15 protein-coding genes are annotated in these 14,323 nt (G+C 72.5%); 6 read left to right on the forward strand and 9 right to left on the reverse strand.

The window, feature by feature from the left end; all coding sequences use genetic code 11:
• Positions 1-140 precede the first annotated feature (140 nt).
• Positions 141-860: an aminoacyl-tRNA hydrolase gene (locus C1J00_RS24190; RefSeq protein WP_102911173.1), complete on the reverse strand. Its 720-nt coding sequence runs from the start codon at positions 858-860 to the stop codon at positions 141-143.
• A gap of 42 nt (positions 861-902) precedes the next feature.
• On the opposite strand from C1J00_RS24190, the gene C1J00_RS24195 reads away from it, so the two are divergent.
• Together C1J00_RS24195 and C1J00_RS24200 are read left to right on the forward strand one after the other, a co-directional pair.
• Positions 903-1,763, forward strand: coding sequence for an ABC transporter ATP-binding protein (locus tag C1J00_RS24195; RefSeq protein WP_102911158.1), 861 nt, complete (start codon positions 903-905; stop codon positions 1,761-1,763).
• Positions 1,764-1,794: 31 nt separating this feature from the next.
• Positions 1,795-2,466 (forward strand): ABC transporter, encoded by a 672-nt coding sequence (locus tag C1J00_RS24200; RefSeq protein ID WP_102911159.1) that lies wholly within the window; start codon positions 1,795-1,797, stop codon positions 2,464-2,466.
• Here the strand turns inward: C1J00_RS24200 and C1J00_RS24205 are convergent.
• Positions 2,458-2,637, reverse strand: a complete 180-nt coding sequence (locus C1J00_RS24205; RefSeq protein ID WP_102911160.1) for a hypothetical protein — start codon at positions 2,635-2,637, stop codon at positions 2,458-2,460. The genes C1J00_RS24200 and C1J00_RS24205 overlap by 9 nt on opposite strands.
• Positions 2,638-2,665: 28 nt before the next feature.
• Entirely contained in the window at positions 2,666-4,183 is a 1,518-nt protein-coding gene (locus C1J00_RS47680; RefSeq protein ID WP_102911161.1) for an FAD-dependent oxidoreductase, read from the reverse strand.
• 84 nt (positions 4,184-4,267) lie between these two features.
• Between C1J00_RS47680 and C1J00_RS24215 the strand changes: the two genes are divergently transcribed.
• Complete coding sequence (locus tag C1J00_RS24215) at positions 4,268-4,642, forward strand: ArsR/SmtB family transcription factor (protein WP_102911162.1); 375 nt, start codon at positions 4,268-4,270, stop codon at positions 4,640-4,642.
• A complete protein-coding gene (locus tag C1J00_RS24220; protein WP_102911163.1) occupies positions 4,639-5,124 on the forward strand; it encodes an SRPBCC family protein in 486 nt (161 codons plus the stop codon). Before C1J00_RS24215 ends, C1J00_RS24220 begins: the two co-directional genes overlap by 4 nt.
• 9 nt (positions 5,125-5,133) lie before the next feature.
• On the opposite strand, the gene C1J00_RS24225 is transcribed toward C1J00_RS24220, so the two are convergent.
• From C1J00_RS24225 to zapE, 6 genes are all read right to left on the reverse strand, one after another.
• Positions 5,134-5,991 (reverse strand): PPK2 family polyphosphate kinase, encoded by an 858-nt coding sequence (locus tag C1J00_RS24225; protein WP_102911164.1) that lies wholly within the window; start codon positions 5,989-5,991, stop codon positions 5,134-5,136.
• A gap of 87 nt (positions 5,992-6,078) precedes the next feature.
• Complete coding sequence (locus C1J00_RS24230) at positions 6,079-7,461, reverse strand: PhoX family protein (protein ID WP_102911165.1); 1,383 nt, start codon at positions 7,459-7,461, stop codon at positions 6,079-6,081.
• Between the two features lie 90 nt (positions 7,462-7,551).
• A complete protein-coding gene (locus tag C1J00_RS24235; RefSeq protein WP_102911166.1) occupies positions 7,552-8,472 on the reverse strand; it encodes a slipin family protein in 921 nt (306 codons plus the stop codon).
• Between the two features lie 171 nt (positions 8,473-8,643).
• Positions 8,644-10,137, reverse strand: a complete 1,494-nt coding sequence (locus C1J00_RS24240) for a SulP family inorganic anion transporter (protein WP_102911167.1) — start codon at positions 10,135-10,137, stop codon at positions 8,644-8,646.
• Positions 10,138-10,145: 8 nt separating this feature from the next.
• A complete protein-coding gene (locus C1J00_RS24245; protein ID WP_102911168.1) occupies positions 10,146-10,727 on the reverse strand; it encodes a carbonic anhydrase in 582 nt (193 codons plus the stop codon).
• Positions 10,728-11,435: 708 nt separating this feature from the next.
• Complete coding sequence (gene zapE / locus C1J00_RS24255; protein ID WP_102911170.1) at positions 11,436-12,539, reverse strand: cell division protein ZapE; 1,104 nt, start codon at positions 12,537-12,539, stop codon at positions 11,436-11,438.
• Positions 12,540-12,576: 37 nt separating this feature from the next.
• Between zapE and C1J00_RS24260 the strand changes: the two genes are divergently transcribed.
• Positions 12,577-13,392, forward strand: coding sequence for a pyrimidine reductase family protein (locus tag C1J00_RS24260; protein ID WP_102911171.1), 816 nt, complete (start codon positions 12,577-12,579; stop codon positions 13,390-13,392).
• A gap of 244 nt (positions 13,393-13,636) precedes the next feature.
• Entirely contained in the window at positions 13,637-14,110 is a 474-nt protein-coding gene (locus C1J00_RS24265) for a beta/alpha barrel domain-containing protein (RefSeq protein ID WP_180989677.1), read from the forward strand.
• Positions 14,111-14,323 lie beyond the last annotated feature (213 nt).

Below are 14,323 nucleotides of genomic sequence, written 5' to 3' on the forward strand. Positions count from 1 at the left end.
CGGGGGGAGGGGGCGCGGCACTGGTCATGGCTGACTCCGGGGGTCGGTTCGGCTGGTAACCCCACTGGAGCATTCGTCCGGGCCCGGCGCGCCCGCGGCTACTCCGAACGGGTGGACGCCGTGCGGGCGGGCCCGTGCGGCTACCGGCGCAGCGACGGGTGGTCCGCGACCACCGTGCACGAGCCGGGCGCGATCTCCGTGAAGCCCGCGTCGCGCACCAACGGCAGCCCGACGCCGGTCAGTTCGGGCCAGCGGGCCGGGTCCGCTGTGCGGACGGCGAGCGGGAAGCCCGCGTCGTGCCAGGCGTCCCGCTCCTCGTCGGCCAGCTCCCACCAGGCCAGTTGGGCGGCGTGGCCCGCCTGGGCCATCGCCTTGCCTGCCGACATGCCGAGGCCCGGGTTCAGCCACAGCACGGGGGCGGCCGGGTCCGCGTCCAGCGGCGGCTCCGGGTCGTCCAGGTCGGTGCCGGAGACCTGGAGCCTGGCCAGGTCCTTGGGCCAGCCGTCCAGCGGGACGGGCGGGAACACCCGCACCTCGGCCGACTTGCCGGTGATCGTGATGCCGGGCAGCGCCTCGGCCCGCCGCCACTCGGCGCCGCGCGCCCGCCGCACCACCTTGCGGATCCGGGCGTCCTGCCAGTCCCGCATCGCCCCGGCCCACTCGCCCTCGCCGGCCGACCGCTCGTCCGCCAGGATCGTCAGCACGGCCCGCGCGGCCGTCTCCAGCGCGTCCGTACGCGCCGGCGGGTCCGCCCGCTCGATCCGCACGACGAGCGGCAACACGAACTGCGGTGCCTCGTCACGAGCCGAGGGCTCGGACCGGAAGGGACTGTCGCTCACGGGCGCGGGGTCTTCGCTCACGAATCCCAGTGTGCCAGCCGGGAGATCGTGCAGGATGGCCACATGCGACCCGACCTGTGCCTGCGGAACGCGGGCCGCCGTTACGGTCTGCGCGGTCCCTGGGTGCTGCGCGGTGTCGACCTCGCGGTGGGGCCGGGCCGGCTCGTGCGCGTCGAGGGCGCCAACGGCAGCGGCAAGTCCACGCTGCTGCGGCTGCTCGCCGGCATCGACGCGCCGAGCGAGGGCCGGATCACCGGTCGGCCGGCACGCACGGCGTATGTCCCGGAGCGGTTCCCGCCGGCCCTGCCCTTCACCGCCGTCGGCTACCTCACCCACCTCGGCGCCGTGCAGGGCCTGAGCCGGGCGGCGGCCGCCCGGGCCGCCCGGGAGTGGCTGGAGCGCCTGGGCGCCGCCGCGTACGCCGAGACGCCCATGGCCCGGCTGTCGAAGGGCAGCAGCCAGAAGGTCGCGGTCGCGCAGGCCCTGCTGGCCCAGCCCGGGCTGCTGGTGCTGGACGAGGCGTGGACCGGCCTGGACACCACTGCCCGCGCCGAGTTGGAGCGCGCGGTCGCCGAACGCACGGCGGCCGGCGGATCCGTGGTCTTCGTCGACCACGACCCGCGCCGCCTCGCGGGCCTGTCCGACGCGACGTACGCCGTGCGTGACGGGGGCGTCGTCCGGCAGGAGCCCTCGCAGACTGCGGCCGCGCCCGGCCCGCACGTGGTGGTCGAGACGCAGGGCCCGCCGGACGGACGGCTGCCCGAGGAGGTGCGCCGGACGGTCTCCTCGGCCGAGGAGACCGGGCCCGGCGCCCATCGCCTGTCCGTCCCGGCCCCGCACTCCGACGTCGTGCTCCGCGCCCTGCTGACGGCCCGCCCGCCGTGGCACGTGGTGAGCGTGGCACCGCAGGCGACCGCCCGGTGAGTCCGCACGCCGTTGCCCACGGGAGCCGTCGATGACCGCCCTCATGCGCTACCACGCCGCCCTGCTGATGCGCTCGCAGCGCTGGCTGCCGCCGTTCCTGCTGTACGCGGCCTTCCTCGCCATCGGCATCCAGGCCGGGCAGCCGGTCCTCGACTCGCTCGGGTACACGGCCGCCGCCCTGCTGCCCGTCGCCGCCTGGCTGGCGCGGATCTGTGTCACCGGCGAGCCGGACGCGGCACGCGGCTGTGCGGCGGCGGCCGCCGGTCCCGCGCGGGCTCATGTGGCCTGTCTGCTGGTGGCCCTGGCCGGCGCGGCGGCCCTCGGCACGCTCGCGACCCTCGCCGTGACGCTGCTCAGCGACCCGGTCGCCTCCGACCACCGAACCCGGGTGCCGCTCCCCGCCGCCTGCGGGGCCGGGCTGCTCGCCGCCCTGGCCTGCGCCCTGCTCGGCACCGCCGTCGGCGCCCTCACCAGCCGGCCCCTGCTGCGGTCGCCGGGCCGGGCCGTCCTGGCCCTGCTGCTCGCGGCGCTGCTTTCCCTGGTGGTCAGCGGCTCACCGGCCCGGGCGGCCGTGCAGGGACTGGTCACCGGGTCGCAGCAGGGCACCGTCCCGCTGCCGCTGCCGCCCCTGGCAGCCGCGGCCCTGGTCACGGCCGGAGCGTTGGCCCTGGCCGGTGCGCTGGCCGCGCGCAGGTCACCCTGAGCAGGCGGTGCGCTGCGCCTCAAGCCACTCGCAGGCGGGGCAGAGCGTGATGCCCTTGTACGACTCGGGGTACTCCGTCGGCTCCCGGCACAAAACACACTCCGCGTACGGCGGCCCGTCGGCGCGGGGCGGCCTGGTCGCGTCGATGAGGCAGTAGTCGTCCTCGCTCATACGTCCAGCGTAGGCCCGGGGCGAGTCCTCAGAGGTCCCGTTGTTCCAGGGGCTTGGTCGCCGGGCCCTGGATCACCTTGCCGTCGGTGTCGAAACGGGAGCCGTGGCAGGGGCACTCCCAGGCGCGTTCGGCGGCGTTGAAGTCGACCAGGCAGCCCAGGTGGGTGCAGCGGGCGGAGACGGCGTGGAGCCCGCCGTCGTCGTCCCGGTACACCGCGACACGCTGGCCGTCGGCCCGGACCACGGCGCCCTCGCCGGGCGGCAGGGACTCCACGGGCGGCGACGGCCGCAGCCGGTCGCCCACGAAGTGCCCGGCGACCTTGGCCTGGGTCTTGAGGAACGCCGGCGCCTCCCGCAGCGCGGGCTTCACCCGGCGCGGGTCGTACAGGCCGCTCCACTCGCACTCCTCGCCCGTGATCTGCACGGTCAGCAGCCGGCCCGCCATGATGCCGCCGGTCATGCCCCAGCCGCCGAAGCCGGTGGCCACATAGGCGTGCCGGGTGCCCGGGTGCAGCGGGCCGACCATCGGCACGGTGTCCGTGGGCTCGGTGTCCTGGGTGGCCCACCGGTGGGTGACCTCCAGGTCCGGGAAGTGACCGGTGGCCCAGGCGGTGAGGCGTTCGAAACGGGCCCGCGGGTCACTCGTGCCCGGTGTGAAGTGCTCACCCGTGACGATGAGCAGCCGCCGGTCTCCCCCGTGGGGCGCGGTGCGCACCGAGCGGGTGTCCTCGTCGGGTGTGATGAACATGCCGTCCGGGTCCTGGTCCGCGGGGATCGTCCCGGCGACGACCAGCTCGCGACGCGTGGAGAGGCGGGCGAAGAGCAGGGCCCGGTCGAAGATCGGGTAGTGCGTCGCGACGACGACGTCCCGGGCCCGGACCGTCGCCCCGGTCGTGGTCGACAGCCTGCACGGCTCACCCTCGTCCAGGCCGAGGACGGTGGTGTCCTCGTAGATCCGCCCGCCGCGTTCGACCAGGTCGGCGGCGAGGGCCAGCAGGTACTTGCGCGGATGGAACTGGGCCTGCCCGGTGACCTCGACGGCGCCCGCCACCGGGAAGGGCAGTCCGGTCCCGGTGACGAACGAGGCGGGCAGCCCGGCCTCGGCCGCGGCCCGTGCCTCGGCGCGCAGTTCCTCCACGCGGCTCGCGTCGACGGCGTAGGTGTAAGCGCTCCTCGTCTCCCACTCGCAGTCGACGCCCAGTTCCCCGGCGATCCGGGCCGCGTGCTCGATCGCCTCCGACTGCGAACGCGCGTACAGGCGTGCGCCCTCGGGGCCGCGGGTGCGCCGCAGCTTGTCGTAGACGAGCGTGTGCAGGGCGGTGACCTTGGCGGTGGTGTGCCCGGTGACGCCGGCCGCGACCCGCCCGGCCTCCAGCACGGCCACGCTCCGCCCGGCCCGCGTCAGCTCCCACGCCGTGGACAGTCCGGCGATCCCGGCGCCGATCACCGCCACGTCGACGTCCACGTCCTCCGTGAGTGCCGGGTGGCGGCCGTCCGGTGCCGTATCGAGCCAGTAGGAGCTGCTGACCTGCTGCTTCTCGCTCATGGCCGCCGAGTACCCCGGTCCGTGGGCTTCAGTGTCGGCGGGTCGCTTCACAGACGGGGCGGGCAGGGGGTAACGTACAACCAAATGGTTGCAGATGAGCTGGGTGACGAGACGGTGGACCGGCTGTTCCACGCCCTGGCCGACACCACGCGCCGGGACATACTGCGCCGCTGCGTGCGCGGGGAGCTGTCGGTGTCCCGGCTGGCCGAGGCCTACCCGATGAGCTTCGCCGCGGTGCAGAAGCACGTGGCGGTGCTGGAACGGGCCGGTCTGGTCACCAAGCAGCGCAGCGGACGGGAGCAGCTCGTGCGCACCGACCCCGACGCGGTGGGCCGCGCGCGCCAGGCCCTGGACGAACTGGAGTCCGCATGGCGCGGGCGCGTGGACCGGATGGCCCGGCTGCTCGCCGAGGACCCCGCAACCGAAGAGAACGACACGACGGAAGGACCCGAGCGATGACTGTCACCAGTGTCGACAAGGACCTCGACCACCTCACCCTCACCCTGGTCGCCGAATTCGCCGCCCCGGTCGAGCGGGTGTGGCGGCTGTGGGCCGACCCCCGGCAGCTGGAGCGCTGGTGGGGCCCGCCGACCTACCCGGCGACCGTGGAGGAGCACGACCTGACCCCCGGCGGAGAGGTCACCTACTTCATGACCGGCCCGGAGGGCGACCGGCACCGCGGCTGGTGGCGGATCACCTCGGTCAGCGAGCCGACGGCCCTGGAGTTCACCGACGGCTTCGCCGACGACGACGGCAAGCCCAAGGACGACATGCCGACCATGTCCGTGACGGTGCGGCTCAGCGAGCACGGCGGCGGCACCCGGATGGAGATGCGCTCCCTGTTCGACTCCCGGGAGCAGATGGACCAGCTGATCACCATGGGCATGGAGGAGGGCCTGAAGGAGGCCGTCGGCCAGATCGACGCCCTGCTCGCGGCCTGATCGGGCGGCTCAGGGCTGCTCCAGCAGCCGCTTCCGGCACTCGGCCACGTCGAAGTCGGCCTTCGGGTACCTCGGATCCAGCTCCTGAAGGTGCTCCAGGAGCAGCGTGCTGACCGCCCAGTTGCGGTACCACTTGTGGTCGGCGGGGACCAGGTACCAGGGCGCGCGCGAGGTGCCGCAGCGCTCCAGGGCGATCTCGTAGGCCTCCTGGAACGCGGGCCACAGGGCACGGTCGGCGATGTCCGAAGCCGCGAACTTCCAGTGTTTCTCCGGCTTGTCGAGGCGCTTGAGCAGTCGGCGGCGCTGCTCGTCGTAGGAGAGGTGCAGAAAGCACTTGATCAAGGTCACGCCGTCGTCGGCGAGGGACCGCTCGAAGCGGTTGATCTGCTCGTAGCGCCGCGCGATCTCGGGGCCGGGTGCGAGTTCCCGGACGCGGGCGATCAGCACGTCCTCATAGTGCGAGCGGTCGAAGATGCCCAGTTCGCCGTGGCTCGGGAGCGCCTGCTCCACCCGCCACAGAAAGGGGTGCGCGCGCTCCTCGGGGGTCGGCGTCCTGAACGCGGTGATCCGGCAGCCGGACGGGTTGAGCAGGCCGATGACGTGCTTGACCGTGCCGCCCTTGCCGCTGGTGTCCATGCCCTGCAGGACCAGCAGCACGCGGCGCCGGTCGCCCTTGGTGCTGGCCGCCCACAGCTGCTCCTGGAGGACGGCCAGCCGCTCGCCGACGCGGGCCGTGGCGGCCCTGCCCGCGCCCTTGCCGTCCGGGCCGGCGGGGGTGGCGGCCGCGTCGTACCGGGTCAGGTCGACCGGCTCACCGGTGGGGAGGCGCAGCCGGTCCCGCAGCGACGTGCTGCCCTTGTGTGTCACCGGGGCCCCCTCGCGGTTGTGTGCCTCGATGATCCGGGCGGGGCACCGGGCTTCGCGCCCGCCGCCCCCGCCGGAGTGGAACGCCGGCTACCGGCGCCAGGGGCCCGTCACCGCGAACGTGGTGCCGGGCCGGTAGCAGTTGACGTACATCGTGTCGCCGTCCGGGGAGAAGGTCACCCCGGCGAACTCACCCCATTCGGGCTCTTCCGGAGTGCCGATGTTCTGCCGGTTGCGGGCCATCGCGTAGACCTCGCCGCGCCGGGTGACACCGTAGACGTGCTGGGCGCCGTCGCCGTCCTCGCAGACCATGAGGCCGCCGCTGGGCGCCAGACAGATGTTGTCCGGTGACTCGCCCGGCATCTGCACGTCGGTGTCCGGGCCGAAGACGATCACCAGGGTGAGCCGGCGGCGCTCGGGGTCGTAGCGCCAGACCTGCCCGAAGTGGTCGGCGGCCGAACCGTCCGACCGGCGCGCGAAGGACGACACGAAGTACACCGAACGGCCGCCCCAGTAGCAGCCCTCCAGCTTCTGCGCGTGCGTGATGCCCTTGCGGCCGAAGTCCTGGAACCGGATCGGCGTCCGCGCGGCCTGCGGGTCCGGTACGTCCACCCACTCGACGCGGTCGAACTCCGCGCCCACGTCCTGGATGGAGGACAGGTCAGGCACACCGGGCACGCGCATGGCCTGGAGCCGGCCGCCCGCCCGCAGCGAACCCCTGCCGCCCAGCGGCCGGTCCGGGAGGAAGCGGTAGAAGAGGCCGAAGGGCTTCTCGAAGGCGTCCTCGGTCTCGTAGACCACGCCCCGCCGGGGGTCGACGGCGATCGCCTCGTGGGCGAAGCGGCCCATCGCGGTCAGTGGCACGGCCCCGGTGCGGTGCGGGTCGGCCGGGTCGACCTCGAAGATGAAGCCGTGGTCCTTGGTGTAGCCGTTGGTCCCGGCCTTGTCCTCGGTCTCCTCGCAGGTCAGCCAGGTGTTCCAAGGGGTGGGGCCACCCGCGCAGTTCACGGCCGTACCGGCGATCGCGACCCGTTCCGACCGGACCCGGTTGCGGGAGTCCAGCGTCAGGGCCGTACAGCCGCCCTTGCCGGCCGGGTCGTAGGTGAGGCCCTCGACGGCCGGGACCGGGACCTTGCCGTCGGCGCGGTTCTCGTGGTTGCGGACCAGGTGGACCTGGCCGCCTCTGCCCGGGAAGGCAGACATGCCGTCGTGGTTGGAGGGGACCTCGCCCTCGCCGGAGCGGAGTTCGTCCCCCTCGCGGGAGAGGATCCGGTAGTGGAACCCCTTGGGCAGGTCGAGGATGTCCTTCGGGTCGGGGACGAGCGGTCCGAAGCCGGTGCGGCCCAGGCCCTGTGCGGCGGCGGTGCCGGTGAAAAGTTCGGACAGGGCACCGGAGAACGCGATCCCGACGCCCAGGGCGCCCGTTCCGGCGAGCATCTGACGGCGTGTGGCGGAGCGACCGGACTCGGTCATGGGGAAACCTTCCTGCTGGCGGACAGGAACTGTGATCCCGCTGTGTCTATCACCTGGTGCGGGCGGCGGGAACCACGCGCGTAGCACGGGTCACTGCTCTACGGCGCGCCGCAGCTCTTCGATGGCCTCTTCGGCCTGGTGCGAGCGGTCCACGGCGCGCTCCGGGATCTCCGCGGGGTCCGCGGTCTCCGCGTGTCCCGGGCTCTGCGCCTGTCCCGCGGTCTGCGCGTGTTCCGGGCCCTGCGCGGGGGGCTGCTGGCCCCGTTCCAGGAACCGCAGCAGTTCCACCGGAATGGGCAGGACCAGCGTGGAGTTCTTCTCCGCCGCCACCGCCATGACGGTCTGCAGCAGCCGGAGCTGGAGGGCCGAGGGCGTGTCGGCCATCTGGCGGGCGGCCTGGGCCAGCTTCTTGGAGGCCTGGTACTCGGCGTCGGCGTTGATCAGCCGGGCCCGCCGCTCCCGGTCGGCCTCGGCCTGGCGGGCCATGGAGCGCTTCATGGTGTCCGGCAGGGAGACGTCCTTGATCTCCACGCGGTCGATGGTCACGCCCCACTCCACGGCCGGGCTGTCGATCATCAGCTCCAGGCCCTGGTTGAGCTTCTCCCGGTTGGACAGCAGGTCGTCCAGCTCGCTCTTGCCGATGATCGAGCGCAGCGAGGTCTGGGCCATCTGCGAGACGGCGAAGCGGTAGTCCTCGACGTTGACGATCGCGGCCGCCGGGTCCACGACCTTGAAGTACACCACCGCGTCGACCCGCACGGTCACGTTGTCGCGGGTGATGCCCTCCTGGGCGGGGATCGGCATGGTCACGATCTGCAGGTTGACTTTGCGCATCCGCTCCACCGCGGGGACCACGAGGTTGAACCCGGGCCGTCGCACGTCCCCGTGCAGGCGCCCGAGCCGGAAGACGACCCCGCGCTCGTACTGCTTGACGACCCGCGCTGCGGCAGCCAAGTACACCAGCGCGCCGGCTCCGACGGCGGCCACCACGCCGAACAGCTCTTCGACCATGCCGACCTCCCTGTTCAGAGGTCCGAATCCGTCTGTTCAAGTAACGATATGCCTGAAATGGGGCTCGGGGCCATGCCCTGGGATCCGGGCCGGGAGGAGGGCCGACGCATCTGGTCCGGGGCGCGCGGGGTGCGCGCCCCGGACCAGGGCCTGGTCGATCCGGTCAGGCGGCTATGCGGCGGTGACCTTCTCCGCCTCGGCCTCCTCGGCCTTCTCGGTCTCCGTGACCTTCACCGGCTCGGTACCCGTCGAGCTGTGGCGTGCGGCCCAGTTCTCCAAGGCCGTGCGGCAGGCGTGGTCGAGGTGGTGCAGACCCGAGAGGTCCAGCGTGACCGGGCGGTCCTGCGGCAGGCTCTCCAGGCTGTCGAGTATCTTCGGCAGTCGCAGGAAGGTGGCGTTGCCGGACAGGTACGCCTGGATCGGGCCGGCGCCCTTGTCTATGATCTCCATCTTGAGGTGTGAGGCCTCCCAGGCGGTCTTGACGACCGACAGGGCCAGACCGATGAGCACGCCCTCGAACATGTTCACCGCGACGATCGACACGGCGGTGACGACGAGGATGAGCGCCTCGCCCCGGTGCTCCTTCCACAGCGGCACCATCTTGGCGAAGGGGATCAGCTTCCAGCCCGCGTGGACCAGGATGCCGGCGAGCGCGGGCAGCGGGATCAGGGCCAGCGTGGACGGCAGCAGCGCGGCGAACAGCAGCAGCCACACGCCGTGCAGCACCCGGGACGCCTTGGTCCTGGCGCCGGCGCTGACGTTGGCGGAGCTGCGGACGATGACCGCGGTCATCGGCAGTGCGCCGAGCGCACCGCAGATCGTGTTGCCCGCGCCCTGCGCCATCAGCTCCTTGTCGTACTGCGTGCGCGGGCCGTCGTGCAGCCGGTCCACGGCGGCGGCGCTGAAGAGGCTCTCCGCGGACGCGATCAGCGTGAAGGCGATGATCGTGCCGATGATGCCGACGCCCAGGCCGCCGAAGGCGTCCAGGCCGGGCGGCTGGATGGAGTCCAGCAGGCCCTTCACCTCGACCGTGGCGACCGGCAGGTCGAACACGGCGGTGGCCACGATCGCCAGGATCACCGCGGCGAGCGCGCCGGGCACGGCCTGCACCCGCTTCGGCAGCTTCTTCCAACCCACCATCACCGCGATGGTGGCCGCGCCGAGCACGAGGGACGTGAGGGCCGCCGTGCTGCCGGCCGCGTCGACGGCGGCACCGGGCAGGCCCAGGATCTTGTCGATGCCGGAGGCGGGTGCCTTCAGCCCGGCTGTCGCATACAGCTGACCGGCTATGAGCACCAGACCGATTCCGGCCAGCATGCCCTCGACGACCGAGACCGAGATCGCGCGGAACCAGCGGCCCAGCTTCAGGGCGCCCATGATCAGCTGGAGCAGACCGGCGGCCAGCACGATGATGCCGAGCGCGGGCAACCCGTACTCCTGGACCGCCTCGAAGACGAGCACGGTCAGACCGGCGGCCGGCCCGGACACCTGCAGGCTGCTGCCCGGCAGGAATCCGGTGACGAGGCCGCCCACGATGCCGGTGACCAGGCCGAGTTCGGCCGGGACACCGGAGGCCACGGCCACGCCCACGCACAGCGGGAGCGCGACCAGGAACACGACGAGCGAGGCGGTGAAGTCCTGCCTGAGGTGGGGGAACTTGGTCATGGCGCCCCTCACAGCTTCTCGAAGGAGTCGGTGTCCGCGCGGTGTTCGCGCACGATCCCGGTGTGGACCTCGTAGAACCAGGCGTGCAGGCCGAGCCGGCCCTCCGCCAGCCGGCGCTCGACGCAGGGGTAGGACCGCAGCCGGAGCACCTGGGTGAGGGCGTGGTTCTGCACGGCCTCGGCGACCGTCGGGTCGGCCGGGTCGGAGCACCTGGGCTCGTCGGCCGCGCGGGCGAGCCAGTCGCGCACCGCCGGTACGCCGGCGAGGTCGTCGCCGCGTACCACCGCGCCCACGGCGCCGCAGTGCGAATGGCCGCAGACCACGATCTCCTTGACGCCGAGGACCTCCACGGCGTACTCGATCGTGGCCGCCTCCGACGTGGGGTGTTCGAAGGAGTGCGGGGGGACGACGTTGCCCGCGGTGCGCAGCTCGAAGAGCTCGCCGGGACGGGCGCCCGTGATCAGGGCCGGTACGACCCTGGAGTCGGAGCAGGTGATGAACAGGACGTCGGGGGACTGGCCCTCGGCGAGGTGGGCGAACTCCTCAGGGCGCTGTCCGAAGGTGCGGGCGTTGTCGATGAGGGGTTGCATGAGTGTGGTGACTCCTCCTGGCGCGCAGATGGGGGCGCGTCGGACGGGCATGACAGAGGGTGGGGGGAACTGCTCGGCCGCTCAGCAGCGGAAGACCTGCAGTGCTGCCGGGGTGTGCGACGTCGAGGATCTCGACGCGCGGTGATGCGCGGCGCCGGGTCTGACCGGTTCCGGTGCGGTCGGAAGGATGTGCCGCCGCAGCGGCCGCTCGGGCGCAGAGGGCGCCGAGTCGGCGGTGTGAGACCGGTCGCGGGTCCGCAGGGGACCGGTCGGGTCCCCGTGGTGTCCGGCGCGGCAGGTGGCCATCTCGTCGCGCAGAGCCTTCCCGGGGGACTTGTGTCCGGGACGCGAGGACTTGCCGGAAGGCTTGGTTCCGGGCTGAGTGTTGGCCTCGGCTTGACTGTGCGTGTACGCGGATGCGAAGGACGCGGTAGGTGCGAAGAACTGAAGGGCGAGCAGGGCGGCGGCGAGGAGCGAAACCACGGTCCGTGCCGTCGTACCTCGGTACATGCGCCCCCCTTCAGATGATTCACACGTCTAGCGCGGACCAATGATTGGTCAATGGCTGGTCAAGAAACACGTTAACCCTGCAAGGTCGTTTGCAGGGTTAACTTAACGTTTCAAGCTGAAGAGAGCCTGAAAACCGGCGGTGGGCTGGCTTGAAAAGGCCCTTCCCTCCGGGCGGTTGGCGCGATATTGGGGTTGTCGTTACCGGTTGTTCGCCAGTTCGGCCGCGTCGCGGGCGAGGGCGGTGAGCCGGGAGATGGCCCGGAAGTACTTCTTGCGGTAGCCGCCGTTCAGCATCTCGTCGCTGAACAGCTGGTCGAACGGCATGCCCGAGGCCAGCACGGGCACCTCGCGGTCGTAGAGCCGGTCCGCGAGGACGACGAGCCTGAGGGCCGTGGACTGGTCGGGAACAGGCCGCACACCGGTGAGGCAAACGGCCCTGATCCCGTCGGTCAGAGCGCCGTACCGGCTGGGGTGGACGCGGGCGAGATGCTCCAGGAGGGGCGAAAACGCGTCGAGGGAGGCGCCCTCGGTCGCGTGCGCCACGCCGGTCACCTCTTCGTCGGAGTACGGCGGCGGCGCCTCGGGCAGACCGCGGTGGCGGTAGTCCTCGCCGTCGATGCGCAGGGCCCGGAAGTGGGCCGACAGGCCCTGGATCTCACGCAGGAAGTCGGCCGAGGCGAACCGGCCCTCGCCGAGCTTGCCTGGCAGCGTGTTGGAGGTGGCGGCCAGGGCCACGCCCGCGTCGACCAGCTTGCCGAGCAGAGTGGAGACCAGGACGGTGTCGCCCGGGTCGTCGAGCTCGAACTCGTCGATGCACAGCAGGCGATGGTCGGACAGCGTCCGGACGGTCTGCTGGAACCCGAGGGCGCCGACCAGGTTGGTCAGCTCCACGAACGTGCCGAACGCCTTCAGTCCGGGCTCGGCCGGGGTGGCATGCCACAGGGACGCCAGCAGGTGGGTCTTGCCCACGCCGTAGCCGCCGTCGAGGTAGACGCCGCGCGGGCCGGCGGGGGCCTTCTTCGGTGCCCTGCCGAAACCGAACAGCCGCCGCTTGCCGGAGCCGTTGGCCGCTTCCGGGCCGAGACCCGCCGCGAAGCCCTCCAGGACCCGGACGGCCTCGGTCTGGCTGGGCTGGTTCGGGTCGGGGATGTACGTGCTGAAGCGGACCGAGTCGAACCGCGGCGGCGGCACCATCTCGGCGACCAGCCGGTCCGCGGGGACACGCGGCTCACGGGCGCACAGGGACAGCGGGGCCGGGTCGGTCACGGGGCCGGTTCCGGAGGGGGCCAGAGGAGAGGACACGGTTCACCATGCTACGGCGCGTGGAACACTGCACCGCATGCGACGTCTGTTCCCTGTGACCGATGAAACAGCAGCTCCGGCGCCGGACGGCGCGTCCGGTGAGGGCGCCGGGCGGGAGTGGAGCCTGGACGAGCTGGCCGCCGCGTACGCCTATCCCGACCCGGGGCCCGCGGGCCCGGCGCCCTGGCTGCGCGCCAACATGGTGTCCACGCTGGACGGGGCCGCCCAGCACGACGGCCGTTCGCAGCCCATCTCCAGCGCCACCGACATGCGGATCTTCGGCACGCTGCGGGCACTCGCGGACGTCGTGGTCGTCGGCGCGGAGACGGTGCGCAAGGAGGGGTACCGGCCGGCCCGCGCGCGCGAGGACTTCGCGGCGATGCGGGAGGCGGCCGGGCAGCAGCCCGCACCGGCGATCGCGGTGGTCACCGCCGGCCTCGACCTGGACTTCTCACTGCCGCTGTTCACCTCGCCCCTGGTCCCCACCCTGATCCTCACGGGCGCCTCGGCCGCCCCGGACCGTGTCGCCGCCGCCGAGCGGGCGGGCGCCCGGGTGGTGACCGCCGGAGACGGCATCGGCGTGGATCCCACCCGGGCCGTGCGGGCCCTCGCCGACCTCGGCCACACCCGGCTGCTCACCGAGGGTGGCCCGCGGCTGCTCGGTCAGCTCGTCGCGGCCGGCGTGCTCGACGAGCTGTGCCTGACCGTCGCCCCGATGCTCACGGCGGGCGAGGCGCAGCGCATCGCCGGGGGGCCGGCGGTCACGGTCCCGCACCGTTTCGGACTGGTGTCGATGCTGGAGGAGGACGGCTTCCTGTTCACGCGGTACGGGCGGCCCCGGCCGGCGTACTGAAACGCCGGGCCCGGGGTAGAAGGTGTCGGCGGCCGGGAAGCCGGCCGGCCGGTACGTCCGTAAGCGCGGGCAAACGCTGCTGTTGGTCCGTTCATCAGCGAAATATGCCGTTCCGATTTGATTTCGGAGGGCACACTGGATCCGGCAGTACCCGTGCGAGCACGGGGCAGGATGGTTTCCGCGGGGCCCGGCACGGCCTGCGGAGGAGTGGGGCCATGGGCCCCTGGAGCAGAAGGGGCGCCTGGTGTTCACAAGCGTATTGATGATCGAGAAGGCGCTTACGTCCGCCGACGTGGAGTTCGTCACCACCTTGCACGGGGAGGAGCAGGTCTCCTTCCAGGTGCTGCTGCAACCGCGCGGCGAGCAGGCGGACCGCCTGCTGCGGGCCATCGACGACGTGGCGCTCGGCGAGCTGGACGAGGCCGTCCGCGAGGGCGAGACGCCGGAGGGGGAGGAGGCACTGAGCGTGGGGCAGCGGGCGCTGGAGGTGTCACTCGCCGCGTTGCGCGCCTCGGGCAGTCCGGCGCAGGGGCGGCTGATCGAGGACCATCCGCTGGACGCGCTGAAGTCCCTGGTGGAGGAGACCGGGGCCGACGAGGTCATCGTGCTGACCGATCCCCACTACGTGGAGGAGTTCTTCCACCGGGACTGGGCCTCCCGGGCCCGGCACAAGGTCGGGGTGCCGGTGCTGAAGCTGTTCTCGCACAGCAAGGCGTAGGGGCGGGGGCGTTCTTCTCGATCGGGTGCGGGCCGACGGTGGTTTCTCGCGCGGTCTCCCGCGCCCCCTGGGGTTCGCGCGGTCTCCCGTGCCCCCTTGGGCTTGCGCGGTTCCCCGCGCCACCTGGGGTTCGCGCGGTCTCCCGCGCCCCTGGGGTTCGCGCGGTTCCCCGTGCCCCCTTGGGCTTGCGCGGTTCCCCGTGCCCCCTTGGGC

It is taken from the genome of Streptomyces cahuitamycinicus, from assembly GCF_002891435.1.
Taxonomy (GTDB): domain Bacteria; phylum Actinomycetota; class Actinomycetes; order Streptomycetales; family Streptomycetaceae; genus Streptomyces; species Streptomyces cahuitamycinicus.

What these genes read in the sequence shown, in the direction of transcription:
- C1J00_RS24195 (WP_102911158.1), top strand. Translation starts at nt 903, where the DNA reads ATGCGACCCGACCTGTGCCTGCGGAACGCGGGCCGCCGTTACGGTCTG.
- C1J00_RS24200 (WP_102911159.1), top strand. Translation starts at nt 1,795, where the DNA reads ATGACCGCCCTCATGCGCTACCACGCCGCCCTGCTGATGCGCTCGCAG.
- C1J00_RS24205 (WP_102911160.1), bottom strand. Translation starts at nt 2,637, where the DNA reads ATGAGCGAGGACGACTACTGCCTCATCGACGCGACCAGGCCGCCCCGC.
- C1J00_RS47680 (WP_102911161.1), bottom strand. Translation starts at nt 4,183, where the DNA reads ATGAGCGAGAAGCAGCAGGTCAGCAGCTCCTACTGGCTCGATACGGCA.
- C1J00_RS24215 (WP_102911162.1), top strand. Translation starts at nt 4,268, where the DNA reads ATGGTTGCAGATGAGCTGGGTGACGAGACGGTGGACCGGCTGTTCCAC.
- C1J00_RS24220 (WP_102911163.1), top strand. Translation starts at nt 4,639, where the DNA reads ATGACTGTCACCAGTGTCGACAAGGACCTCGACCACCTCACCCTCACC.
- C1J00_RS24230 (WP_102911165.1), bottom strand. Translation starts at nt 7,461, where the DNA reads ATGACCGAGTCCGGTCGCTCCGCCACACGCCGTCAGATGCTCGCCGGA.
- C1J00_RS24235 (WP_102911166.1), bottom strand. Translation starts at nt 8,472, where the DNA reads ATGGTCGAAGAGCTGTTCGGCGTGGTGGCCGCCGTCGGAGCCGGCGCG.
- C1J00_RS24240 (WP_102911167.1), bottom strand. Translation starts at nt 10,137, where the DNA reads ATGACCAAGTTCCCCCACCTCAGGCAGGACTTCACCGCCTCGCTCGTC.
- C1J00_RS24245 (WP_102911168.1), bottom strand. Translation starts at nt 10,727, where the DNA reads ATGCAACCCCTCATCGACAACGCCCGCACCTTCGGACAGCGCCCTGAG.
- C1J00_RS24260 (WP_102911171.1), top strand. Translation starts at nt 12,577, where the DNA reads ATGCGACGTCTGTTCCCTGTGACCGATGAAACAGCAGCTCCGGCGCCG.